Genomic DNA, 23,571 nt, shown 5'->3' on the forward strand with positions numbered 1-23,571 from the left:
GTTCCATGTGGGTTCACAGTTTGACTATATGTGCCAAATCGAATTAGGTGGTTTAGCTTTTTATTGTGTTGAGCTGTATTTAGTTGCTTTAGCAATCACTTGCATAGCTTTAAACTAAACCACTTGGATTACTCCGTTCTAATCAAGAACCCATTTTATTTTCAATTTATGATACTCTTGCTTCCTCTCACACGCCATGCAGTGATCGAACTCTTTGTCACAAATTAAACAAATGAATAACAACGAATTTCGCTCTATCCAAATCAAGCCGCTTGAATATCAATCAACTTTAGCTAAACAGCTGTTTTCCCATATTGAAAACCTGCCGTGGGCAATGCTATTACGCTCCGCTTCAGAAAGCCACGTTGATAGTCGATACGATATTTTAGTTGCTCAACCCATCGCCACCTTCGAGACAATCGGTGCAGAAACGACCGTTAATGTTAATGAGACGTGCGAGGTTTCAGACTCTGATCCTTTCGAACTACTCGACCAATATCAGCAACAATTATTGCCTGCGACTAAAGAGCACACTCAGTTGCCATTCGTTGGCGGCGCTTTAGGCTATTTTAGCTATGATTTAGGGCGCAGAGTCGAGACACTTCCATCACTCGCAAAGCGTGATATTGAAGCACCTGACATGGCAGTTGGCTTGTATGAATGGGCTGTTATCGTTGACCACCAATTGAAAACGGCGTGTATTGTCGGTAGCAATATCGATGAACATCATGATTGGCTAATGCAGCAGATGGCTCAATCACACCTATCACATGCGCCCTTTGGGTTAACCACACCGTGGCAATCCAATATGAGCGAAGAGAGCTACGCCACTAAGTTCGATAGTGTTCAAGAGTACCTGTTATCCGGGGACTGCTATCAGATTAACTTAGCTCAGCGCTTCAATGCCCAATACCAAGGTAGTGAATGGCTGGCTTATGACAAGTTAGAACAGTACAACTCAGCGCCCTTTTCGGGTTTTATCCGTTTGGCCGACTGCGCAATCATCAGTGTTTCGCCAGAGCGTTTCTTAGAACTCAAAGACAACGTCATTGAAACCAAGCCAATCAAAGGCACACGACCTCGTTCTGAGGACCCGATGATTGATAATGCCAACGCGCAAGACCTAGCAAGCGCCGATAAAGATCAGGCGGAAAACTTGATGATCGTCGACCTACTTCGTAATGACATTGGCCGAGTAGCAAAACCGGGCACAGTGCATGTACCAAAGCTCTTCGATATTGAAAGCTTCCCTGCCGTGCACCACTTAGTGAGCACGATACGAGCGGACCTTGATGACCAATACTCTGCAACTGACCTTCTGAGAGCCTGTTTCCCTGGAGGATCGATTACTGGCGCACCAAAAGTTCGCGCGATGCAGATCATTGAAGAGTTAGAACCGCATCGACGTTCAGCGTACTGCGGCAGTATTGGCTACATCAGCCGAAATGGCAGAATGGATACCAGTATTACCATTCGTACATTAGTCGCCGAGAACAACACGCTTTATGCTTGGGCTGGCGGTGGTGTGGTATTTGATAGTGATTGTGCTTCTGAATACCAAGAAACACTGGATAAGCTGAGTCGAATTCTACCGATACTTGAAGATTGCTAAACCTAGTGTCATTAACTGCGAGTTCCGTAGCTTAACGGCTAGCAAAAGTTCGATATAAAAAGAAACCGAAGGATCGTAAGATCACTTCGGTTTTTTAGTCTGTAAGTTAGAGTACATAACTCACAACGCTTTATTCGCGTGTTTAAGCGACCTTCACCGCAGATACACCCCACTTCTTAAGCATCTCTTTCAGATCGTTGGCGGTGTAAGGTTTACTCAAAATGTCATCCATCCCACACTGAATACAACGTTCGCGTTCTTCCAATGTCGTTCCGGCGGTCAGTGCCACAATAGATTTAACGTAACCCTTCTCTCTTAGCTTCTCTGTTGCTTCAAACCCGTCCATAACAGGCATTCTGCAATCCATGAATACAATATCGTATTCATTGTCTGACGCGAGTTCAAACCCTTCGACACCATTGCTTGCGATAGCAGGTTCAATCTCATGTTTACGAAGCATTTGCTGGATGATGATCTGGTTCATCTTAATATCATCAACCACCAGCACTTTAAGTAGTGACAATTCCGCCTCATACTCAAAGCCCTTGGCGACACTATCACTCTCTGCCGGAACATCGACAACTTGAAGAGGAATCGAGATGGTAAAGGTCGTGCCTGAACCAACGACACTGGTCACCCCAATATCACCATTCATCAGAGCCACCAGTTTGCGACAAATCGCTAACCCAAGTCCTGTACCCTCATAGTTCCGACTACTTGAGTTATCTGCCTGCGTAAAAGGTTCAAACAGCGTCTTATGTGCTGATTCAGCAATTCCGACTCCAGTATCTTCTACAGAGAAAACAAATTGGTTTTTGTCCCATTCGATATCGACATTCACATGTCCTTCTTCTGTAAATTTAATCGCATTACCGATTAAGTTCACAAACAGCTGAGTGATGCGCTCTAAATCACCTTGGAAATGGGAGGGAACATTTGACGCAACACTGATATTAAATTCAAGCTGCTTCTCGATTGCTCGATTGACGAAAATACTATCAATCGTGTTTCGCAAGTCATTCAGGGCAAATTTCTTTGGAATAAGCTCTAACATCCCTGCGTTAATTTTGCTGTAATCCAATAGATCATTAATGATGGTTCGGAGAAACTCTCCAGATTGGCTCAGGTTGTTCACTATCTCACGCTGAGAGCTATTCAGTTCGGTATCACTGATCAACTCGGCACTGCCTAGTAAGCCATTAAGTGGAGTTCTTAACTCATGATTAATCATGGCCACAAAGTCACGCGTTGCCCTTTCGGACTCTTCCGCTCGTTTACGTGATTCAATATTTCGGTTGATTGCTAGTTGATGGGTTAAGGCACTGCAGATAAGGTCCGTGACCAACAACAGTTGGCTTTGGATAAACTCGTAGTCTTGGTCTAACAACCTGACTCTGACGATTAACGCACCAACTATGACTTTTTCAACCTCTAAGGGCACGGTCAGTAGGTTGTCTTGCCAATGAGGTTCTTGAATGTCTTGCTCTAACACCTCGACAGTCTCATCGCCATAATCATAGGTCTGTAACTGAGGGATGAGCTTGGGAGGTAGAATCAAACGACTGGCTTCGATTAAGTAACTGTTAGTCACGTTGGTCGTTAGTTCAGATAGCATGACATCATCGAGATCATTTCTTAGAAACGCGCGCCCAAAATCAATCAACAGGTTGTCGATTTGTTCTTGGAATTCAATGCGGCGTATATTCGCGTTGGAGCGCTTTTCTAACTGACGCAAAGCAAGCTCAAGCTGTTGGTTAGCCTCGAACAGTTCGAGGCTCTTCTGTTCCAACAATCCTTCAGCCGCTTTCCTTGCCGCGATTTGACGCTTAAGCTTCTTCTCTAGGGCAGATGCCAGATCCATATTACTTTTCTACTTTGAGATTAAACCTAACCACGCTTTGGTCATCATTTTGTGGCGTCATCTCCACCGCGATAGATTCACCGTGGTATTCAGCACATCCTTCAATAAGCCCTAAGCAAACATGAGACATACACCTTGCGCTTTTGTAGTCAAAAACAAGTTGTGCTTCGTTCGTGGTGATAAAACTGAATTCAGGTGGCTCAGCATCTGGATAGAGCTTCTTCACTTCAACATGAATGTAACGCTCTACGTGCTGAATAAATTGAAAGGTGGTATTGCTGTGAGCAAGGCTCGCTTTATTCGGTAATGAGGCCAGTAAGTTCTTAAATACAGACTGCCCAAACACGCGTTGCAAGCTTGCCGCATCAATATCGGTTTTCTTACTCAAGTTGATAATCAACCTGACAAGGTCTTTGTGGTCGTAACTGCCGACCGACGTATAGATCCCTTCATCTTCTGACATTTCTAGAACTTCTTCCAAAAGCTCTAGCCCAAACTTGTCTTCAACAAGCTCTAAAAATTCGGTGAATATGATTCCTTTCATCTCATACCTTTTCTTCTATTTCTTTTTAGAATGGTCCACTAAGTTATTGTTATCAAATTCTTAAACAAAAAATCTACGTTTCGTCACCCAATTTTATGACATGGGTAACGCTTACTCGCCTGTATGCACATATTGAATATAGCAAAAATCGTCATTTTGAGGAGATTCATCGGTAAACAGCCTCTCATGACGCCCAATTGATAACTAAAAGAGGGAAAGTGAATGAAGAAAAACTCGATATTGGTAATCAACCCACGGTTATGTCTATACTTAAAATCATAATAATCAATATATTGGCTTGATATGAATAAAGAAAACTTCCTTCAGCAATTCCAACTTAACCCTACCGTTGGCTATCATCCTGAGTCAGTAGAGCGTGTTTCGCACATCAGTGGCGAGCAATTACGTAAAGCGGCAGTGGTGGTAGGTTTAGTTGAAAGAGAAGATGGTTTACATGTCATTTTTACTAAAAGAGCGGCTCATTTAAAGCATCACCCCGGCCAAGTCAGCTTTCCTGGTGGTAAACACGAACTTTCTGACCCTTCTATGCAATTCACTGCACTCAGAGAGCTCCATGAGGAGGTGGGAATTCGATCGGATCAAGTTAAAATTATTGGGCAATTACCAGCATTGAGTACTATTAGTAAATTTTCTGTGACGCCGATTATTGCCATGGTCGATCCTGACTATGAAGCCATCATTGATGAGAACGAAGTTGCCTCAATTTTTGAGGTACCCGCTACCTATGTTTTAGACCAAGCCAAGTTACACAGCCACACTGTTAACTTTAAACAAATCAAGCATCGGGTTTTTGCGATGCCTTTCCAAGAGCACCTAATTTGGGGCGTTACGGCGCAAATTATCCAATCGCTGCAGCAACACGTACTGCAACGAATCACATAGCAACTACGTTTTGTTTAATCTCTGTTAACAAAATCCAGACTTTCTATGGAACAGATTTATTAATGCAATTTTACGCAAACGTTTCCCTGGTATAAATCTATACAACCCCGCCTTTCGCATAAATAAAACTAATACCAGGCATAAACATAAATCACATGTAGCACGCTATTTTCGTGATCAAAAATTCGTTTTTCGCATATCATGTGACACGCCGTTTCATTACATGATTTAGATCTATTTTTTGCAGAAGAAAATTCTGCAGAATTAGCCCCGACTTATTTCCTGTTCCCAAAAAATGAGTAATTTAACATGAACACAACAACTTCTTCGGCAAATGCCGTTAAAGATTCAAGCAAGTTTAACTATAAAGATTTTACCTGGTGTTTATCACTATTCGGTACAGCAGTTGGTGCTGGCGTACTATTCCTTCCAATCAAAGCTGGTGCGGGTGGTTTTTGGCCATTAGTTATCCTAGCTCTAATTGCAGCACCAATGACTTGGTTCGCACACAAATCTCTAGCTCGTTTCGTACTGTCTGCTAAAAACCCTGAAGCTGATATTACAGACACAGTTGAAGAGCACTTCGGTAAGACTGGCGCAAACATTATTACTTTTGCTTACTTCTTCGCTATCTACCCGATCGTTCTTATCTACGGTGTTGGTATCACAAACACAGTTGATTCTTTCCTAGTAAACCAAATGGGTATGGAATCTATTCCTCGTCCTCTTCTTTCTGGTGCACTTATCCTTGCTATGACAGCAGGTGTTGTATTCGGTAAAGAGCTGATGCTTAAAGCAACTTCAGCAATGGTTTACCCACTAGTATTCATCCTACTAGCGCTATCTTTTTACCTAGTTCCTGATTGGAACACTTCAATGATGGACGTAAGCCCAGAATGGTCAACAATGCCTTCTATTATCTGGCTTGCTATTCCAATCATCGTGTTCTCTTTCAACCACAGCCCAATCATTTCACAGTTCTCTAAAGAGCAACGTCGTGTATACGGTGATGACGCAGTTAAGAAAACTGACGCGATCACTGGTGGCGCAGCAATGATGCTGATGGGTTTTGTAATGTTCTTCGTATTCTCTGTAGTGCTTTCTCTATCTCCAGAGCAACTAGCAACAGCACAAGCACAGAACATCTCTGTTCTTTCTTACCTAGCAAACGTACATGAGTCTCCACTTATCTCTTACATGGGTCCTCTAGTAGCGTTCGCAGCGATTACTTCTAGCTACTTCGGTCACTTCCTAGGTGCTCACGAAGGTCTTGTTGGTCTAATCAAGTCTCGCTCTGGTTCTTCAGTAAGCACTATCGAAAAAGCATCTCTAGCGTTCATCGTTGTTACTACTTGGATTGTTGCGGTAGTTAACCCAAGTATCCTAGGTATGATTGAAACAATGGGTGCTCCAATGATTGCAGCTATCCTGTTCCTAATGCCTGTATTCGCGATGCAAAAAGTACCAGCAATGGCTAAGTACAAAACTTCAGCACCTGTACAAATCTTTACAGCTTTATGTGGTCTAGCGGCTATTAGTTCTGTAATCTACGGCGCTCTTTAATCTCAAGCCCTTTTTATAAGATGGCATCCATCTTATATCACGAGATTAGACAAAAAATATAATGATAATAAATGAGCCTCCCTACTCCCCTTGGGAGGCTCTCTTTTTGAGGTAATCGCTATGATTAGTGTATTTGATATCTATAAAATCGGTGTTGGTCCATCGAGCTCACACACAGTTGGACCAATGAAAGCGGGTAAAGAATTTATTGATGACCTACGTTCAATGGGAAAATTGCGCGACATCACTAAAATCACCGTGGACGTATATGGATCACTATCACTGACAGGGAAAGGTCACCACACAGATATCGCAATCATCATGGGTCTTGCTGGCAATACTCCTGAGCGTGTTGATATCGATTCTATTGCTGGCTTCATTGCTCGCGTAGAAGAAACTGAGCGCCTTCCTGTTGGCATGCACTGTCATACAGTATCGTTCCCACGCGATGGCGGTATGAACTTCCACACTAGCAACCTTTCTCTACACGAGAACGGCATGAGCATTCATGCATGGGTTGGTGACGAAGTTGCATACTCAAAAACGTACTACTCAATTGGTGGCGGTTTCATCGTTGACGAAGAGAACTTCGGCAAAGAAGAAGAAAACCCAATCAAAGCACCTTACGAATTCACAACAGCTGAAGAGCTGGTTAATCAGTGCAAAGAAAGCGGTCTTTCTATCAGTACACTGGTTATGAAAAACCAAGCAGCGTTCCACTCAGACGAAGAGTCTCGCACTTACTTCGCTAACATCTGGAAAACTATGCGTGAGTGTATGGATCGCGGTATGAATACTGAAGGTATCCTGCCTGGTCCACTACGTGTTCCTCGCCGTGCAGCAGCACTTCGCCAACAGCTAATGACTTCAGAAAAAACAACCAATGATCCAATGTCGGTTGTTGACTGGGTAAACATGTTTGCTTTCGCAGTAAACGAAGAAAATGCAGCTGGCGGCCGTGTAGTAACGGCACCAACAAACGGCGCATGTGGCATCATCCCTGCTGTATTGGCTTACTACGATAAGTTCATCCAAACAGTGACAGAGAAAGATTACATCCGTTACTTCGCAGCTTCTGGCGCGATCGGTGGTCTTTACAAGCGTAACGCTTCAATCTCTGGTGCTGAAGTTGGCTGTCAGGGTGAAGTTGGTGTGGCATGCTCTATGGCTGCTGCTGGTCTTGCTGAGCTTATGGGTGGTAGCCCTGAGCAAGTATGTATGGCTGCAGAAATCGGCATGGAGCACAACCTAGGTCTAACATGTGACCCAGTTGCTGGCCAAGTACAAGTACCATGTATCGAGCGTAACGGTATTGCTGCAGTTAAAGCAATCAACTCGACTCGTATGGCGCTTCGTCGCTCTTCTGCTCCTACTGTTTCTCTAGATAAAGTTATCGAAACAATGCTAGAAACAGGTAAAGACATGAACGCTAAATACCGTGAGACATCTCAAGGTGGTTTGGCTGTTAAGGTTGTTTGTTAATCATTCTGAATTAATAAACCGATAATAAAAAAGGAACGCCGCGGCGTTCCTTTTTTGTATCTGAAGCTTTTGGAGCTAAAGCTTGGTGACTGATTGATTCAACCGACCAAATTGTTTTGTTAAATCACTTGCGAGATAAGCAGGAAACAACCAAACAGCAGTGAGAACAACATCATTGCGCTGCCACCTTCTGCTCGGTATCGGTCATCAGCAACTTTCATGAAGCGCTGCTTGTGAACCATAACCAGAGGAACAAACACCGCTAGGAACACCAAGATGATGCCTGCGTAATTCAGCACTTGTAGGAACTTGTCTGCAGCAAGCAATGAACCCGCCAACGGCAAGATAAAGCTAATGCAGTACGTTACCGCTGTATTTTGGTTGAACATGTCTTTGTTCTGGTTGAACAACGCCATTGCTACGCCAAAGAAAGAAGTCAACAACGCCAAGCCAGTGAAGGTAGACAAGACGTTACCCACCCAAGGAGACTGAGCCTCAAACGCCGCCATCAAATCTGATACGTTCTCAAAGCTACGGAATTGCTCTTCACTCAAGTTACCCACTACCGCAAACAACCAACACAAGTAACACACTAATGGGATCAGAGAACCGATGATCACCATGTTACGCAGCTGTTTGTCTGTCGCTTCGTGGTTGTAAGAAACCAAGGTTGGAATCACCACCATAAAGCCAAAGCTCGTAAACAGGATGGCACTGGTTTTGATTAGGTCAACGTGGTCATGGCTGGTTACCTGCATCAAGTTTTCTTGAGTCATGCTCGGCGCTAAGAAGGCCATGGTTGCAAACAAACTAGCAAGCATCACGAAGAACAATGCTCGATTGAGCTTATCAATCACACCAGTACCACTTGCGACTACTGCGCCAGCAAGCAAGGTAAACACGGTTTGGCTGGTAGTCGCGGTAATTTCGACGCCAAAGTTAGACAGTAACTTACTCAGCAAGTCACCTGCGCCCAGAATGTAAGCCATTAATAGGCAAATCAACAACGCGTATAGCAAGCCGTTGGTAAGCAACTGACCTTGTTTACCCAAGGTTTTTCGGGCAATAGAGTTTAATCCTAGACCGCCACCCGCTTTGATGGTCGCTTCTAGAAGTAGTAATGCTGCGTAAGTCGTACCGAAGCAGATCAGTACCATAAGCAGTGTGCCGTAAAGCAATCCGAATTGAGCTAATACCATTGGGATCGCAAGCATACCAGCACCGAGAGCGGTACCAGCGATAATTAGGGAGCTACCCATCATTTTAATATTCATTGTTTTTAACTTATTTGTTTAGTTTTTATAGATGTGAGTCTTCGTTCATCGAGCGGATGACAAAGGAGTTCAGATAGAAATAAAGTTATAAAACGAATAACAATAGGAGCGATAAGCGGTAAAGAAGCGTGCAGAGACGTTGTCGAACAGGGCGTTCAAAGGGGAGCTTGTCTTAAAAGAGGTAAAACGAGAAGCATGAGTAAGCATTAACTGATGTGGTGAACCTTCCGTAGGTTCAATAATCGGTGATGTAATCTTGAATTTCATGTATGTGTCCAATAAGTCACATTCCATAGTATTTGAAGCAGCGTATCCGTTGCTGCCCTACCTCTATCATAGAGGTCTTTTCATCTTATCGAATGAGCCTCGAAACACAACGCTATAACCACAATTTTTGCTATTAAATTGAACAAAACAACCATTTGGATATAAATTGACCACTAAGTCGTCTAAAACAATAGTCTTTATTGATAAAAGACAAGCGGACAAATACATCGAGCTAATTAACAACCTAGGCTTTTCTAATTATCAGCACAATCAAAACTCGATGCTGCACTTCAACTTTCCCAAAACAACAGTCTGTTTTAAGAACAGCGAGGAGCTTGAAGCGCGTTCCATTTCAACATCAGACACGACACAAACTCGCTACATCACAGAAACATAACCACAACCGGAGTGTGGTCACACAATTCGTTATACCCCATAGGTGGTAGGAATTCTTACTAGTACAGTATTTGCGTCATTATAATTAATAAAAACAAACACCTTATGCGCTCAACAATCACCTTTAAAATCCTAGTGGCCCTCGCCATCGTGTTCACCTTTTTGCTGGCAATATCGACCTATTTCCAATATTCGCAACAAAAGCAACTTGTAAACTCAGTGTTAAGTGAGCAGCTTCACGACAAAGCAAGTAACTACTTCGATAGCCTCAATATGATGATGCTCACCGGCACCATGGCACAAAAAGAGACCCTTCGTCAGAAAGCACTGGCTCAAGAAGGCATTGAAGACGTTCGTGTTTTACGCGCCGACGCTGTCAGCAAGTTATATGGCCCAGGTAATGACAGCCAAACACCGGTTGACGATATTGATAAACGAGCGCTAGCGGGCGAAACCGTTATCGAACCTTTTTCTGCTGATTGGGGCAAAGGCTTGGTTATTGCTCTGCCAATGAAGTCGAGTGAAGATTACCGAGGAACCAATTGTGTCGCCTGTCATATGGCACCAGAAGGTGAAGTCTTGGGTGCGATTCGTCTCGAATATAACCTTAACCATGTTAACTCGCTGATTAACACTCAAACCATGGCTGCTATTGGCATTATGGCAGTGATCTCGTTTGCCGGATTTGTCCTTACGATGGGATTAATTCGTAAGATTATCGTGCGCCCGCTGCAACAGACTTCTCGCTTTATGACCCAAGTCAGCAACGATAAAAACCTATCCACTCGCCTGCCGGAACAAAGCAAGGATGAGATTGGCACGCTGGCTAACTCCATCAACTCGTTCATGGGAACCGTATCCGACAGCTTAGAAAAGGTACAAAACACCTCGCACAAACTGAATGCGTCTGCCAACCAACTGACTAGTGTCGCGCAAATTACCGAGCAAGCCGCCAGTGACCAGCAAAGTGAAACCGCCGAAGTGCAACATAATGTCGAAGGAATACAGGCACAGCAAGTCAATGTAGAACAAGCGACTTTAACGGCTTCAGAGCTTATTAATCACACCGCCGATGTGGCATGTAAGAGTGCCAACCAAGCACACGACGCAAGCAGTGAGATAAAAAACCTCGTTAGCAGCATAGAAGAAGTGAAACACAAAATACTGACACTCAATGAGCAAACCGGAGAGGTCTCTTCAATATTGAGTGTGATTCGTGGCATTGCTGACCAAACCAATCTTCTGGCCTTGAATGCAGCGATTGAAGCAGCTCGTGCGGGAGAACAAGGTCGTGGGTTTGCGGTAGTGGCAGATGAAGTTCGCCACCTTGCATCGCGAACCGCAGAAGCAACAGGCAGCATTGAGTCAATCATTCATCAATTCCAGCAAGGCAGTGAAGAGTCGCTAACTTCTGCCGATCGCGTTTGCGAACAAGCCCATCAAAGCTCAACCGATATCGACGCACTTTCAATTGAAATGAATGGTGTGGTCGAAGAGATGAAACAGGTGCTGGCTCACGCACAGAATATTCAGCAGCAAACACAATCCACCACACAAGCGACTCAAGATGTTCAACAAAAGGTTGAAACCATCACCTCTCACGCCAACAACACGTCGCAATCCGCGGCTGAAACTCGCAACATCAGCAATGACTTAGAAGAGCTGTCTGATCACCTTGAGTCACTGATTAATCAGTTTACTTTGTCGAGTACAAAGAAGAAGTCATAGATCGCCAACAAAAAAGCGCTCAACAATGAGCGCTTTAACTTCATAACAATGTCTAGTTCAGGCTTTAAGGCTTTAAGGCTTTAAGGCTTTAAAAGTACCTTAAACCAAGATTAGTGCGTAATGGAAACCGCGGTTAAGTCTTTATGCTTGTGATACATCGCGTGTTTGACTATCAGATTCGCACTCACGCTATCCATTCCTGACACTTCAACGTAAGCCCCTTTTTTACGGAACTTGAACACAACCTTATCAAGCGCCTCGACCGAGGTATTATCTAAGAATGACGCATCCGATATATCGATGGTCACTAAAGAGGTCGCGTTGTCATAATCAAATAAGTCGACAAACGCATCTGACGAAGCAAAGAAGACATGGCCTTTTACTCGGTGAATGGTGTGCATTTCGTTTGTCACGACTTCATCGGATATAAACACCATGGATTTGCTGGCATGTGCATAAAACAGAGCCGACAGCACCACGCCAACCGCAACACCTATTGTTAAATTATGAGTAAACACCACCACCGCCACGGTTGCTAGCATGGTTACATTGGTTGGCAGTGTGTGATCTTTAAGCTCAACAATGGAACGCCATGAGAATGTGCCGATAGAAACCATGATCATCACAGACACTAAAGCGGCCATCGGTATCAGCTTCAACCAATCAGAAACAAACACCACCATTAGCAACAAAACCACCCCAGCGATCATGCTGGACAATCGGGTTAAGCCACCTGATTTGATGTTAATGATCGACTGACCGATCATTGCGCAGCCCGCCATTCCACCAAAAAGGGAAGCCACGATGTTCGCAACGCCCTGCCCTTTACACTCATTGTTTTTATTGCTTTCAGTATCAGTCAGGTCATCGACTATGGTCGCTGTCATCAAGGATTCCAACAAGCCAACCAGAGACAGAGCAATCGAATATGGCAGGATGGTTGCAAGCGTCTCAAACGTGAATGGAATATTAGGAATCAAGAACACAGGCAGTGAATCGGGAAGCTTGCCCATATCGCCAATCGTTCTCACATCTAAGCCGAAGAGCAAACTAATGATTGTCAGGGTAACAATCGCGACCAGTGGAGAAGGTATTGCGCGACCAAACTTGGGGAAATAAGGAAGCAGATAAATGATCGCCAAACCCAAAGCGACTAACACGTAAACGCTTGAAGGGACGTTGATTAATTCAGGAAGTTGGGCCATGAAAATTAGAATGGCGAGCGCGTTAACAAATCCAGTAATCACCGATTTGGAAACGAAATTCATCAGGTTACCAAGCTTGAGATAACCAGCTGCGATCTGAATGACGCCAGCTAGAAATGAAGCGGCGAGTAGATATTCTAGTCCGTGCTCTCTCACTAAAGTGACCATTAGTAGCGCCATAGCGCCTGTTGCACCGGAAATCATTCCCGGACGACTGCCAACCAAAGCAGTGACGACACAAATACAGAACGAGGCATAGAGCCCTACTTTAGGGTCAACGCCTGCAATAATTGAAAATGCGATGGCTTCAGGGATCAATGCGAGTGCAACCACAATCCCAGATAATGAATCTCCTTTAACGTTTGATAACCAGTGTTTTTTTAAATAATTAAGCATGTAATTCTCTTTTACTTGTACAGCCAGTCCTGCCTTGTTGAGACATAATTTGATCGACTGTTTTTCTTGAATGAGCGAGCGCTCGAAAAGTGCGGGTGTAGAGAGAATGCAGGGGTTAAGGCAGCGTAATTAACACGTAGATATTAAACTCCTCTTGTACTTTAGTGGGAAATTAAGAAGGTGATCAAGTCCAAAATGACTGAATCCGCGCCAATATAGAGTGAGTCTCAACACAATCACACTCCCATTATTGAAAACAAAGGTTTCGATTACGCCATGCTCGTTCAGCAGCTCACATAGGGTGAAAGGTAAGGCTGACGCTAAGATCGAACAAAAAACACACCCTCAAACCTATTTATCGTCAGTAGACACAATATTTCTTTCACCAAGCAAGAATAAAGGTTGAAGCTGTCGGTATGACAGGTAATATGTCCAATCGATTTAAAAAGTTTATACAACTTAATGTTTCGGCTAATTATTGTGCAAATGTATGTTTATTTGCAGCAATGCCAGATACTTTGAGTTGAATTTGTCCCTCAATGGAGAATGAAATCAACATGACTTACGCGCCTGTAACAGACGTACTTGGCGGCAAGCTAGCGGTAGACAGTGAAGTAACTGTTCGCGGCTGGATCCGTTCACGTCGTGATTCCAAAGCTGGAATCTCTTTCCTTGCCATTTATGACGGCTCTTGTTTCGACCCGATTCAGGCCGTGGTTCCTAATAATCTTAATAATTACGAAAACGAAGTATTAAAGCTAACAACTGGCTGCTCTGTTGAAGTAACGGGTAAGATTGTTGAGTCTCCTGCGAAAGGTCAAGACTTCGAACTAGCAGCAACTGACGTCAAAGTTGTAGGCTGGGTTGAAGACGCTGACACTTACCCAATGGCTAAGACGCGTCACTCTATCGAATACCTTCGTGAAGTTGCTCACCTACGTCCACGTACAAACGTGATTGGCGCAGTAGCACGTGTACGTAACTGTCTATCTCAAGCGATTCACCGTTTCTACCACGAGCAAGGCTTCTTCTGGACTTCTGCTCCGCTTATCACTGCATCTGATGCAGAAGGCGCTGGTGAAATGTTCCGTGTTTCTACGCTAGACATGGAAAACCTACCACGCACTGAAAAAGGCGACGTAGACTTCAACGAAGATTTCTTCGGCAAAGAGACGTTCCTAACAGTATCTGGCCAACTTAATGCTGAAGCTTACGCTTGTGCACTAAGTAAGGTTTACACGTTCGGTCCTACGTTCCGTGCTGAAAACTCAAACACAAGCCGCCACCTAGCTGAGTTCTGGATGGTTGAGCCTGAAGTTGCGTTTGCAGACCTTAACGATGTAGCGAAACTGGCTGAAGACATGCTTAAGTACGTTTTCGCTGCTGTTCTTGAAGAGCGCCGCGACGACCTTGAATTCTTCGCTTCTCGCATCGACAAGCAAGCAATTACTCGTCTAGAGCAATTCGTTGACGCTGACTTCGCACAAGTTGACTACACTGACGCAATCCAAATCCTACTAGACTCTGGTAAGAAATTTGAGTTTGACGTTGAGTGGGGCATCGACATGTCTTCTGAGCATGAGCGTTACCTAGCTGAAGAGCACTTCAAAGCACCTGTTATCGTTAAGAACTACCCGAAAGACATCAAAGCTTTCTACATGCGCTTAAACGACGACGGCAAAACAGTTGCAGCAATGGACGTACTTGCACCAGGCATCGGTGAAATCATCGGTGGTGCACAACGTGAAGAGCGCCTAGACATTCTAGACGAGCGTATGATTGCTATGGGTATCGACCCTGAGCACATGAGCTGGTACCGCGACCTACGTAAATACGGCACAGTGCCACACGCTGGTTTCGGTCTTGGTTTCGAGCGTCTAGTATCTTACGTAACAGGTATGGGCAACGTTCGTGACGTGATTCCATTCCCACGTACACCACGCTCTGCAAACTTCTAATTCGAAACCTATTCGATATTAAAAGTTAAGAACAAATAAAAACCTCCGCACTTGCGGAGGTTTTTTTATGTTCGGAATAAAACGAGACGACGGCTGTTTCTGCGTACCACTATCTGAGACTCATTATTTCAAAAGCTAATCCACATCTTGGTCGATAGCGTATTTTATTGCAAGACCGCAGATTGCCATCATAACGAATGGGATCGCGGCAGTGGTGTATTCCGCCCACGCCATATCAGCGAATGCTTTTGCCAGCAGTACGTGGCCGAGAATAAGCAGAAGCGCACACACAATAGCGACAATAATCAGCTTAACTTCATTTCCCATAGTCATTTTCAACATAACGGTATCTCCAATATTTGGTCTACCGTTATTGAATCACAACTCTTTGGTCAATTAGGCGTACAGTTACCCCACAAACAACCCGTACAGTTGGAATGATTGTCTTTTTTATGAGGGACTTAAGGTTTTACGAGTGCGTAAGTTGATGTGCCAGTTTGCCAAGCCAGATGAGCGCCTGTTCTTTCTCTTCTGTCAGTTCATAAGAGAAGTTCAATCGTATCGCGTTATCCACTCTGCCATGCTCACTAAACAGATCGCCAGATGCAACGCTAATACCTTGTTCGATAGCCAGTTGATGAAACTGTTGGCTGTCGAATTTTTCAGAAAAGCGAATCCATATCAAGTAACCACCAGCCGGCTCTTCAATCTCGATTGAATGCGGAAAGTACTGCTTAATGACATCGATAAATCGCTCTTTCCTGACGACAAGGTTTTTACGCAGTTTACGAAGGTGATTGTCGTAGCTTTCATGCGTTAAGAAATGAGCGACACCAAGTTGAACAGGAGCGCTACTCGATAACGTAGAAAGAAGCTGTAACTTTTGAATCGCGTCGTTAAAACGCGTGTTCACAACCCACCCTACTCGATAACCAGGACACAAACTTTTTGAATACGACCCACAAAGCAAGACGGAATCGGTCTTATCGAAGGCCTTTAGTGGCTTCGGCTTATGCCCTTCGTAATAAAGATCGCCATACACGTCATCTTCAATAATGTAGGTTCCATGCTGTTCTGCAATCTCTACCACACGGCGCTTTGCCTGTTCCGACAAACTGGTTCCCGTTGGGTTTTGAAAAGTCGTCATCAGCCAACACGCTTTAACATCTTGGTTTTGTAGCGCGTTTTCAAACTGCTTTATATTCAAACCATTGATTGGGCAAACGTCCACTTCGATAGGGTTAAGCCCGAGCCTCTCGACAGCCTGCAGAGCACCATAGAAGGCGGGAGACTCAATCACGACGTTATCACCCGACTTGGTGACCGTTTGCAGGCTCAAGTTGAGCGCTTCCATAGCACCCGACGTAATCACGATGTCTTGATGATTAACCGTAATCCCTTGCTGCAGATAACGCTGTGCGATTTGCCTTCTCAAGGACTCACTGCCCGGTGGTAAATTATTTATCACACTCGCGCCAGTCATCTTCCTACCCGCGCTGGCAAGGTTTCGAGTCAAGGTAGGTAACGGGAAAAGGTCGGGATCTGGGAATGCAGAGCCGAAAGGAATCACACCTTCGGCTGAACTCGACTTCAAGAAATCAAATAAGCGGTCATTAATGGCTTTCTTTTCACTAACGAGTGGCTGTGCGTAGTCAACGCCGTCCAGCCTTGGCGCTACAAAGTAGCCCGACTGAGGTTTAGCGATGATCCACCCTTCGCTTTCTAGCAACTGGTAGGCTTGTAAGACAGTACTATTGCTGACGTTGTAATTTCGACAACTCATGCGTACCGAAGGGATCTTCTCTCCGGATCGCCACGTATTGTTGGCTATCTGAGTTCGAATATCCTTTGCAAGCTCTTCATAACGCGCCATCTAATTGTACTACCTAGAGAAATTCTGTGAGCCGGTGATTTTATCACTTACGCCAACAACTATTGCTGCTATCCATATGATCGCACCTAATTTCCACAATAGTGTGAATTGGTTCACAGATAACTTTGTAAGCTTTGCTAAGTTTGTACCCAAGGTAGGAGCTAAGTTGGCTTTCTACCTCAATAATTTGATGTAACCCAAAAACATGCGAGATAACAATGAAAAAAATAGAAGCAGACCAATTAAGTTATAAAGGAGAGTCAAACGGTGTTCACAGTTGGACAACACCGAGCGGTCAGCCATATTACTGGCACCCAGATTGGCTCCATATTGCTGAAGATGCGACAGGCTCACATCCAAAGCAAAAGATCGATGTCGAACAAGACCAAGCACCAACGGAAAAACACGCGGTGTCTGCTATTCTGAAACACATCAACCAATGGGCTGCAGACAAACTAGCGTCTCACCCTGAGATTGAAACCGGCTCAATCGAAGCTGAAATCAATCTCAAAAAGTAACGGGTTAAAGTAGATAGCGAACTCAATCACGCGCGATTCTAACCCAATACACAGACTGAATAGCCTCGACCCTCGACCGGGGCTATTCAAGTATCTTCATAAAAATGCTGCAATAACCCCCACCTAGCTAACAAATCTCTAACACAAACCAGTTTCTTGTATCAATCCACGAAAGCTATCGATAGAATTTCCGGTCTTATTCACGTCAGTTATGCTAATCATTCGCAATTCTAAAGTCGTGAATCAATGAATGCGTAAATCTAATAAGAATGAGAACAAAGGCTTACCGATGGATACTTCAAATTACAATCAATCGCTAACGACTAAGTTATACGTCATTGCTGGCGTGCTGTTTGGCACCTATGGCAGTCGGGTGTGCCCTATGCTCGATAGCTTAACGACGTTAGAGATTTTCACACAAGTCAGTATTGTGTTTATCTTATTATGGCTCGCACGTCGTTACCCATTGGCGCAACATACCTTGGTCAAGCAAGGCCGATTCACGCAACTCGATACCCTGCTATTTTTTGCTGCAAGTGTGCCTTTCGCGCTCTACTACAACTTAAGCTATGAATTCACCATAGATAGTAATTTGAAGGTGCTGTTTGGCATGAGTCTATTCGGCTTCTTTACCGGAACCATTCTTCAATTGAATGCCAAGCTCAGCCAAATGGATAAAATGGAGACGACTGGACAATTCGACTTCCAACTGGTTGGTGAAAGAAGTTCACTGGTCAAGCAGATGATAGGCTTGGTTATCGTGCTTCTGGTAACACTGACGACTATGTTGACGATGATTGCTGTCAAAGACATCTTCTGGTTAGAACATAACCCTGACCGCTTATTGGATGGCACCGGCAAGATCAGCGTGATCAAAGAGTTTATTTATTTGGCTGTGGTACTGGGTGGCTACGCGATAACCATCATGACGCTTTGGAGCAAGCTAATTAAGCGTATTCTCCTAAGCCAAGAGCACGCATTAAACAAAGTCACCAATGGCGAGCAAGGCGTTCGCTTACCTATTTTCGGCTACAACGAGCTTGGATCAATGGCATCTATGACCAATACCATGCTTGATAGCCTTGAAACCGCGCAAAACGAAGTGAAAACCACACGTGACGTGGCCATTGTGAGCTTATCGGCATTGGCTGAATCTCGAGACAATGAAACGGGCGCACATATCCTAAGAACTCAAGAGTACGTCAAGGTACTCGCACAAGAGCTTAGCAAGTCAGAGACCCACTCAAGCTTGTTAACACCAAACTACATCGAGTTGCTCTACAAATCTGCGCCTTTGCACGACGTGGGCAAAGTAGGTGTGCCTGATAGTGTGTTATTGAAGCCGGGCAAATTGACGGACGAAGAGTTTGAGATAATGAAAGGTCACCCCGCGATTGGGGCTGAAGCGTTATCTATTGCAGAAAAGCAGTTGGGAAGTAGCTCTTTCTTAAGAGTCGCAAAGGAGATATCTCTGACTCACCACGAGAAATGGAATGGCAGTGGTTATCCTAATCAGTTGTCTGGTGAAGATATCCCGTTATCTGGCCGTTTAATGGCATTAGCTGATGTTTATGATGCGCTCATCTCGAAGCGAGTCTACAAGCCACCCTTTACTCATGAACAAGCTAAACAGATCATCTTAGAGGGCAATGGGACGCATTTTGATCCGCAAGTTGTCCAAGCTTTTCTGGTCGTCGAACAAGCGTTTGTTTCAATTGCTGCGACCTACAAAGATGGCAAAAATGTAGCGAGTGAACTCGAGCGCGAAAGCTTTATTGCTCAACCAGCGTAATCTATTCAAAATCCACTAACTTCTTGCACCCTATAGGTTAATCCGTAGGGTGTTTTGTTATCAAATATCCTCTTTAGTCAATAAATCTGATTGAAATGGATTTTTTTTGGTCTTTCTGTTCACTTCGTATTGTCTTAAAAATTCCATACAGGTATAACTACCCATAGATACTATCCCCTCTCAATTGACATGGATGAAGATTATGTTTGAAAAAGTGTTAGCTGCTCCCGCCGATCCTATCCTCGGCCTTACTGAAGAGTTTAAAAAAGACTCTCGTGCAGAGAAAATCAACCTTGGCGTTGGCATCTACAAAAATGAAGATGGTCAAACACCAGTACTTAAAACAGTAAAGAAAGCAGAAGCTGCACTTCTTGAAAACGAAAAAACCAAATCTTACCTAACGATTGAAGGTACAGCTGAATACGGTCTAGCGGTTCAGAAACTTCTTTTCGGTTCAGACGCAGAGATCGTTGCATCTCAACGCGCTAAAACAGCACAAGCTCCAGGTGGTACAGGTGCACTTCGCGTAGCGGGTGAATTCATCAAGCGCCAACTGGGCGAAGTGAAAATCTGGATCAGTAACCCAACTTGGGCTAACCACAACGGCGTTTTCGCAGCTGCGGGTATCGAAACTGCTCAATACAGCTACTACAACGCTGAAACTAAAGACAAAGACTTCGCTGGCATGGTTGCTGACCTAGAGAAAGCTTCTGAAGGCGATATCGTTCTTCTTCACGGCTGCTGTCACAACCCAACAGGTATCGACCCAACAACTGAAGAGTGGGAAGTACTGGCTAAATTGGTTGCTGAGAAGAAACTGCTGCCTCTATTCGATTTTGCTTACCAAGGTTTTGCAAAAGGCGTTGAAGAAGATGCTGCTGGCCTACGTATTTTTGCTCAATACAACAAAGAGATCCTTGTTGCTAGCTCGTTCTCTAAGAACTTCGGCTTGTACAACGAGCGTGTTGGTGCATTCACTCTGGTTGCTGAATCAGCAGACGTAGCAACGACAGCATTCTCTCAAGTTAAGAGCATTATCCGCTCTATCTACTCTAACCCACCAGCCCACGGCAGTGCTGTCGTTACTCACATCCTTGGTGATGCTGATCTACGTGCTGAATGGGAAGCAGAAGTGGCAGAAATGCGTGACCGTATCCAAGAGATGCGTGAACTATTCGTAACGACACTGAAATCAGAAGGTGTTGATGCAGACTTCACATTCATCGAACGTCAAAACGGCATGTTCTCGTTCTCAGGTCTAAGCAAAGAGCAAGTAACTCGCCTAAAAGACGAATTCGCAATCTACATTGTTGGTTCTGGCCGTATCAGTGTTGCTGGTATGACTAAGTCAAACATGGGTCCTCTATGTAAAGGTATCGCTGCGGTTCTTTAATCGAAAAGCGAAACCTGTATTTGCAGACCAATAGATGTGTAAAAGCCAGCAATTAAGCTGGCTTTTTTGTGTCTGTCTCTTTGTATATAAGAGCTATTAGTGCACTTAGCCTTTTCGTTACTGGCTAATACTCTAGGAAAAATTCCACTCCTAGCTCGTGAGTACGCTCGCTACGAATTTTACCTTCACCATCTCGATGTTGATATGACCCACCAATCGCAAACTTATTGGTCACTAGATAACGTAAACCTAAGTGATAGACCTCTTCATCAAACAGGTCACTTCGATTCACTTGCACACTCCCGTTAGCTATCCAACGTTTCGCAAAGCCATAGTTAAGCTCAGCTTTTACCCCTTGGATGAACTCAGTGTCTGAAGATTCAGTTCGGTTGGTGTCATTATCTTCAACCTTACCTTTTGTGATACCAAGCAGGTAGTAAGCCACTATATCTAAATCTTTCTTAATGCTGTAACGGTAACCAACACCTGGCATCAGCGTATCAATTCGAGTTGTGGTGTCATCAGGGTGAATAAAGCGTGCGCTGTAGTCTCCCAGCAACAACCAATCATCCGTCATCGCGTAACTGACGCCTAATCCATACGACGAGGCGTTATTATTACTTCCTGCATCTTCATTTAAACTGCCCGAATGCGCCGTGGCATAAATATGGTCGTAATCTAAAATATCCACCGCGTTAGTGTCCGCCCACAAACTTGGAGAAAACATAAAAACCGCAGATACAAAACTAAGCTTCCACTTCGACATTCCTATCATCCTTAAACTGTCACTCCATTAATTGAAAGGTTAGTCTATCCATAAGACTTTAAAAAGGTTTTAGCTCACAGATTGATTTGTGACGGCAAAATATTATCAAATGTTGTACCATGAAATCATACAAACCAATGGATGATCATTATGGATGCTGAGTTATTAGAGATTCAAAACTTTCTGGCACAATACCCCCCTTTCACAGAACTCCCTGAGGAGATGTTGGCGAAAGTGACCAGTAGCGTGGAAATTTCTTATTACCGCCAAGATACCCCTATCATTCACTTTGGTGATCAAATTCATGACTTATACATCGTTCGAAGTGGCGAAGTCGAAGTCTACCGTCGTAAAGGCGAACTCTATAACCGCCTTGATGAAGGCCACTTGTTCGGGCAAATGGGTCTACTGACCAACAACAAGGTTCGTTTCCCAGTAAAAGCGACCGAAGATACTCTTCTCTACTGCATTCCTGAGCCTATCTTCCAAGAGCTCTACGACAACTACGACTCCTTTGCCGATTTCGTAGAAGTAGAAGATAACGCGCGACTGCGCCAAGCCAACTCAGACAGCAACGACGCTAACGACCTAACAACATCCAAGGTTAAAACGCTGCTGACCAGCGAAGCGCCAATGATCGAAAAAACGCGCACGATTCAGCAAGCTGCAACCATGATGGCGCAAGATAATGTTTCCTCTTTGCTGATCATCGATCCAGATATCGTTGAAGATGATGAAGATGACTCAACACCCGTGATTGGCATCATCACCGACCGAGATTTATGTACGCGTGTCCTCGCCGAAGGTCTCGATCCTTCGGATGAAGTATCCAGCGTAATGACACCCGAGGTTATCTCACTCGACCATAATGCTTATGTATACGAAGCTATGATGACCATGCTTCGCTATAACGTGCATCATTTACCAGTACTTAAAGATAAGAAGCCGATTGGTATTATCGAAGCGACCGATATTGTTCGTTATGAGTCTCAAAACTCGCTGTTATTGGTAAGTAGTATCTTCCAGCAACAAAGTATCGAAGATCTGAAGGTGCTTTCCGAGCAAGTGAAAGACAGCTTTGTACGCTTAGTTAACGAAGATGCCAATGCCCACATGGTGGGTACTGCAATGTCGGTAATTGGTCGTAGCTTTAAGCAGCGAATTATCGAACTGGGCGAAGAGAAATTGGGCAAGGCGCCTATTCCTTACTGTTTCCTCGCACTCGGCTCTATGGGGCGTGATGAGCAGTTGCTGGTTACAGACCAAGATAACGCAATTATTCTTGATGATACCTACGACGAGAAAAAGCACGGTAAATACTTTGAGGAGCTATCGACCTTCATTTGTGATGGCTTAGATCAGTGTGGCTATGTGTACTGTACTGGCGACATCATGGCGACTAACCCAACGTGGCGTATGACTCGCCGCCAATGGGAAGAGTGCTTTGCCGATTGGATTGATGATCCAAACCCGAAAGCCCTGTTGAATGCTTCAATCTTCTTCGACTTAGATGGCGTTTATGGTCGCCTGAAATGGGCTGAGCAATTGAATAGCTTTATTGTTCGACGCGCACGTAAGAACAACCGCTTCTTGGCGTGTCTTGCACGTAACGCACTCAACCGTACACCTCCGCTCGGCTTCTTCAAAGATTTCGTGATGGAGAAAGATGGCCGTCACAACAACTCTATCAACCTTAAGCGTCGTGGTACTGCGCCACTCGCCGATTTGATTCGTGTTCACTCGCTCGCGGTAGCGTCTCGCTCTAAGAACTCGTTCGAACGTTTAGATGACATTATCGACGCTGGTATTCTGCCGAAAGGCCGAGCTCAAGATTTGAAAGATGCGATGGAGTTTATCTCTCTGGTTCGTATTCGCCACCAAGCACACGATGTCGACAACAACATCGAGCCCGATAACAACATCGAGCCAGAGAACCTGTCTGACTTCGAACGACGTAACCTAAAGGATGCATTCCAAATATTAAGTAATGCACAAAACTTCCTTAAGTTCCGTTATCAAGCCAGCAACAAGTTTAAGTAG

The 23,571-nt window shown here is 44.4% G+C and carries 18 protein-coding genes; 10 read left to right on the plus strand and 8 right to left on the minus strand.

Translation table 11 applies throughout. The features are described 5' to 3' along the window. Nucleotides 1–232 precede the first annotated feature (232 nt). On the plus strand, nucleotides 233–1,612 hold the full coding sequence (gene pabB / locus AB4138_RS11705) for an aminodeoxychorismate synthase component I (RefSeq protein ID WP_102320449.1): 1,380 nt from the start codon (nucleotides 233–235) through the stop codon (nucleotides 1,610–1,612). 142 nt (nucleotides 1,613–1,754) lie between these two features. Here the strand turns inward: pabB and AB4138_RS11710 are convergent, their stop codons facing one another. Beyond that, nucleotides 1,755–3,473, minus strand: coding sequence for an ATP-binding protein (locus AB4138_RS11710; RefSeq protein ID WP_102320450.1), 1,719 nt, complete (start codon nucleotides 3,471–3,473; stop codon nucleotides 1,755–1,757). A gap of 1 nt (nucleotide 3,474) precedes the next feature. Then, a complete protein-coding gene (locus tag AB4138_RS11715; protein WP_065584176.1) occupies nucleotides 3,475–4,017 on the minus strand; it encodes a heme NO-binding domain-containing protein in 543 nt (180 codons plus the stop codon). A 303-nt stretch (nucleotides 4,018–4,320) separates the two neighbouring features. Here AB4138_RS11715 and AB4138_RS11720 point away from each other — a divergent pair, with 303 nt between their 5' ends. The 3 genes from AB4138_RS11720 to AB4138_RS11730 all read left to right on the plus strand — a co-directional run bounded on the left by AB4138_RS11720 (nucleotide 4,321) and on the right by AB4138_RS11730 (nucleotide 7,965). Then, complete coding sequence (locus AB4138_RS11720) at nucleotides 4,321–4,920, plus strand: CoA pyrophosphatase (protein WP_102320451.1); 600 nt, start codon at nucleotides 4,321–4,323, stop codon at nucleotides 4,918–4,920. Between the two features lie 309 nt (nucleotides 4,921–5,229). Continuing rightward, nucleotides 5,230–6,483 (plus strand): aromatic amino acid transport family protein, encoded by a 1,254-nt coding sequence (locus AB4138_RS11725; RefSeq protein ID WP_102320452.1) that lies wholly within the window; start codon nucleotides 5,230–5,232, stop codon nucleotides 6,481–6,483. Between the two features lie 120 nt (nucleotides 6,484–6,603). Then, nucleotides 6,604–7,965 (plus strand): L-serine ammonia-lyase, encoded by a 1,362-nt coding sequence (locus tag AB4138_RS11730; protein ID WP_017060420.1) that lies wholly within the window; start codon nucleotides 6,604–6,606, stop codon nucleotides 7,963–7,965. Between the two features lie 119 nt (nucleotides 7,966–8,084). Here AB4138_RS11730 and AB4138_RS11735 read toward each other — a convergent pair whose 3' ends face one another. Next, nucleotides 8,085–9,227: an amino acid permease gene (locus AB4138_RS11735; RefSeq protein ID WP_017060419.1), complete on the minus strand. Its 1,143-nt coding sequence runs from the start codon at nucleotides 9,225–9,227 to the stop codon at nucleotides 8,085–8,087. Between the two features lie 81 nt (nucleotides 9,228–9,308). Continuing rightward, complete coding sequence (locus AB4138_RS11740) at nucleotides 9,309–9,506, minus strand: hypothetical protein (RefSeq protein ID WP_048611631.1); 198 nt, start codon at nucleotides 9,504–9,506, stop codon at nucleotides 9,309–9,311. Nucleotides 9,507–10,007: 501 nt separating this feature from the next. Between AB4138_RS11740 and AB4138_RS11745 the strand changes: the two genes are divergently transcribed. Next, nucleotides 10,008–11,630, plus strand: a complete 1,623-nt coding sequence (locus AB4138_RS11745; RefSeq protein ID WP_372306155.1) for a methyl-accepting chemotaxis protein — start codon at nucleotides 10,008–10,010, stop codon at nucleotides 11,628–11,630. 110 nt (nucleotides 11,631–11,740) lie between these two features. On the opposite strand, the gene AB4138_RS11750 is transcribed toward AB4138_RS11745, so the two are convergent. Further along, nucleotides 11,741–13,231, minus strand: a complete 1,491-nt coding sequence (locus AB4138_RS11750) for a SulP family inorganic anion transporter (protein ID WP_372306157.1) — start codon at nucleotides 13,229–13,231, stop codon at nucleotides 11,741–11,743. Between the two features lie 557 nt (nucleotides 13,232–13,788). Here AB4138_RS11750 and asnS point away from each other — a divergent pair. Beyond that, entirely contained in the window at nucleotides 13,789–15,189 is a 1,401-nt protein-coding gene (gene asnS / locus AB4138_RS11755; RefSeq protein ID WP_017060416.1) for an asparagine--tRNA ligase, read from the plus strand. 135 nt (nucleotides 15,190–15,324) lie between these two features. Here the strand turns inward: asnS and AB4138_RS11760 are convergent, their stop codons facing one another. Together AB4138_RS11760 and AB4138_RS11765 are read right to left on the minus strand one after the other, a co-directional pair. Continuing rightward, entirely contained in the window at nucleotides 15,325–15,531 is a 207-nt protein-coding gene (locus tag AB4138_RS11760; protein WP_004734707.1) for a hypothetical protein, read from the minus strand. A gap of 127 nt (nucleotides 15,532–15,658) precedes the next feature. After that, the gene (locus AB4138_RS11765; protein ID WP_372306160.1) at nucleotides 15,659–17,062 is read right to left on the minus strand and encodes a PLP-dependent aminotransferase family protein; all 1,404 of its coding nucleotides are present in this window, start codon (nucleotides 17,060–17,062) and stop codon (nucleotides 15,659–15,661) included. 218 nt (nucleotides 17,063–17,280) lie between these two features. Between AB4138_RS11765 and AB4138_RS11770 the strand changes: the two genes are divergently transcribed. The 3 genes from AB4138_RS11770 (at nucleotide 17,281) to AB4138_RS11780 (ending at nucleotide 20,765) form a co-directional block, all read left to right on the plus strand. Beyond that, nucleotides 17,281–17,580, plus strand: a complete 300-nt coding sequence (locus AB4138_RS11770) for a hypothetical protein (protein WP_017060414.1) — start codon at nucleotides 17,281–17,283, stop codon at nucleotides 17,578–17,580. A gap of 250 nt (nucleotides 17,581–17,830) precedes the next feature. Then, a complete protein-coding gene (locus AB4138_RS11775; protein WP_017071957.1) occupies nucleotides 17,831–19,372 on the plus strand; it encodes an HD-GYP domain-containing protein in 1,542 nt (513 codons plus the stop codon). 202 nt (nucleotides 19,373–19,574) lie between these two features. Continuing rightward, nucleotides 19,575–20,765, plus strand: a complete 1,191-nt coding sequence (locus AB4138_RS11780; RefSeq protein ID WP_017065416.1) for an amino acid aminotransferase — start codon at nucleotides 19,575–19,577, stop codon at nucleotides 20,763–20,765. 124 nt (nucleotides 20,766–20,889) lie between these two features. Here the strand turns inward: AB4138_RS11780 and AB4138_RS11785 are convergent, their stop codons facing one another. Beyond that, nucleotides 20,890–21,531, minus strand: a complete 642-nt coding sequence (locus AB4138_RS11785; protein WP_017068768.1) for an outer membrane beta-barrel protein — start codon at nucleotides 21,529–21,531, stop codon at nucleotides 20,890–20,892. A 150-nt stretch (nucleotides 21,532–21,681) separates the two neighbouring features. Here AB4138_RS11785 and AB4138_RS11790 point away from each other — a divergent pair, with 150 nt between their 5' ends. Next, entirely contained in the window at nucleotides 21,682–23,571 is a 1,890-nt protein-coding gene (locus tag AB4138_RS11790) for a DUF294 nucleotidyltransferase-like domain-containing protein (protein ID WP_048609207.1), read from the plus strand.

The organism is Vibrio sp. 10N.286.52.C3, from assembly GCF_041468865.1.
In the GTDB taxonomy this organism is placed as follows: domain Bacteria; phylum Pseudomonadota; class Gammaproteobacteria; order Enterobacterales; family Vibrionaceae; genus Vibrio; species Vibrio crassostreae_C.

What these genes read in the sequence shown, in the direction of transcription:
- pabB (WP_102320449.1), top strand. Translation starts at nt 233, where the DNA reads ATGAATAACAACGAATTTCGCTCTATCCAAATCAAGCCGCTTGAATAT.
- AB4138_RS11710 (WP_102320450.1), bottom strand. Translation starts at nt 3,473, where the DNA reads ATGGATCTGGCATCTGCCCTAGAGAAGAAGCTTAAGCGTCAAATCGCG.
- AB4138_RS11715 (WP_065584176.1), bottom strand. Translation starts at nt 4,017, where the DNA reads ATGAAAGGAATCATATTCACCGAATTTTTAGAGCTTGTTGAAGACAAG.
- AB4138_RS11720 (WP_102320451.1), top strand. Translation starts at nt 4,321, where the DNA reads ATGAATAAAGAAAACTTCCTTCAGCAATTCCAACTTAACCCTACCGTT.
- AB4138_RS11725 (WP_102320452.1), top strand. Translation starts at nt 5,230, where the DNA reads ATGAACACAACAACTTCTTCGGCAAATGCCGTTAAAGATTCAAGCAAG.
- AB4138_RS11730 (WP_017060420.1), top strand. Translation starts at nt 6,604, where the DNA reads ATGATTAGTGTATTTGATATCTATAAAATCGGTGTTGGTCCATCGAGC.
- AB4138_RS11735 (WP_017060419.1), bottom strand. Translation starts at nt 9,227, where the DNA reads ATGATGGGTAGCTCCCTAATTATCGCTGGTACCGCTCTCGGTGCTGGT.
- AB4138_RS11740 (WP_048611631.1), bottom strand. Translation starts at nt 9,506, where the DNA reads ATGAAATTCAAGATTACATCACCGATTATTGAACCTACGGAAGGTTCA.
- AB4138_RS11745 (WP_372306155.1), top strand. Translation starts at nt 10,008, where the DNA reads ATGCGCTCAACAATCACCTTTAAAATCCTAGTGGCCCTCGCCATCGTG.
- AB4138_RS11750 (WP_372306157.1), bottom strand. Translation starts at nt 13,231, where the DNA reads ATGCTTAATTATTTAAAAAAACACTGGTTATCAAACGTTAAAGGAGAT.
- asnS (WP_017060416.1), top strand. Translation starts at nt 13,789, where the DNA reads ATGACTTACGCGCCTGTAACAGACGTACTTGGCGGCAAGCTAGCGGTA.
- AB4138_RS11760 (WP_004734707.1), bottom strand. Translation starts at nt 15,531, where the DNA reads ATGTTGAAAATGACTATGGGAAATGAAGTTAAGCTGATTATTGTCGCT.
- AB4138_RS11765 (WP_372306160.1), bottom strand. Translation starts at nt 17,062, where the DNA reads ATGGCGCGTTATGAAGAGCTTGCAAAGGATATTCGAACTCAGATAGCC.
- AB4138_RS11770 (WP_017060414.1), top strand. Translation starts at nt 17,281, where the DNA reads ATGAAAAAAATAGAAGCAGACCAATTAAGTTATAAAGGAGAGTCAAAC.
- AB4138_RS11775 (WP_017071957.1), top strand. Translation starts at nt 17,831, where the DNA reads ATGCGTAAATCTAATAAGAATGAGAACAAAGGCTTACCGATGGATACT.
- AB4138_RS11780 (WP_017065416.1), top strand. Translation starts at nt 19,575, where the DNA reads ATGTTTGAAAAAGTGTTAGCTGCTCCCGCCGATCCTATCCTCGGCCTT.
- AB4138_RS11785 (WP_017068768.1), bottom strand. Translation starts at nt 21,531, where the DNA reads ATGTCGAAGTGGAAGCTTAGTTTTGTATCTGCGGTTTTTATGTTTTCT.
- AB4138_RS11790 (WP_048609207.1), top strand. Translation starts at nt 21,682, where the DNA reads ATGGATGCTGAGTTATTAGAGATTCAAAACTTTCTGGCACAATACCCC.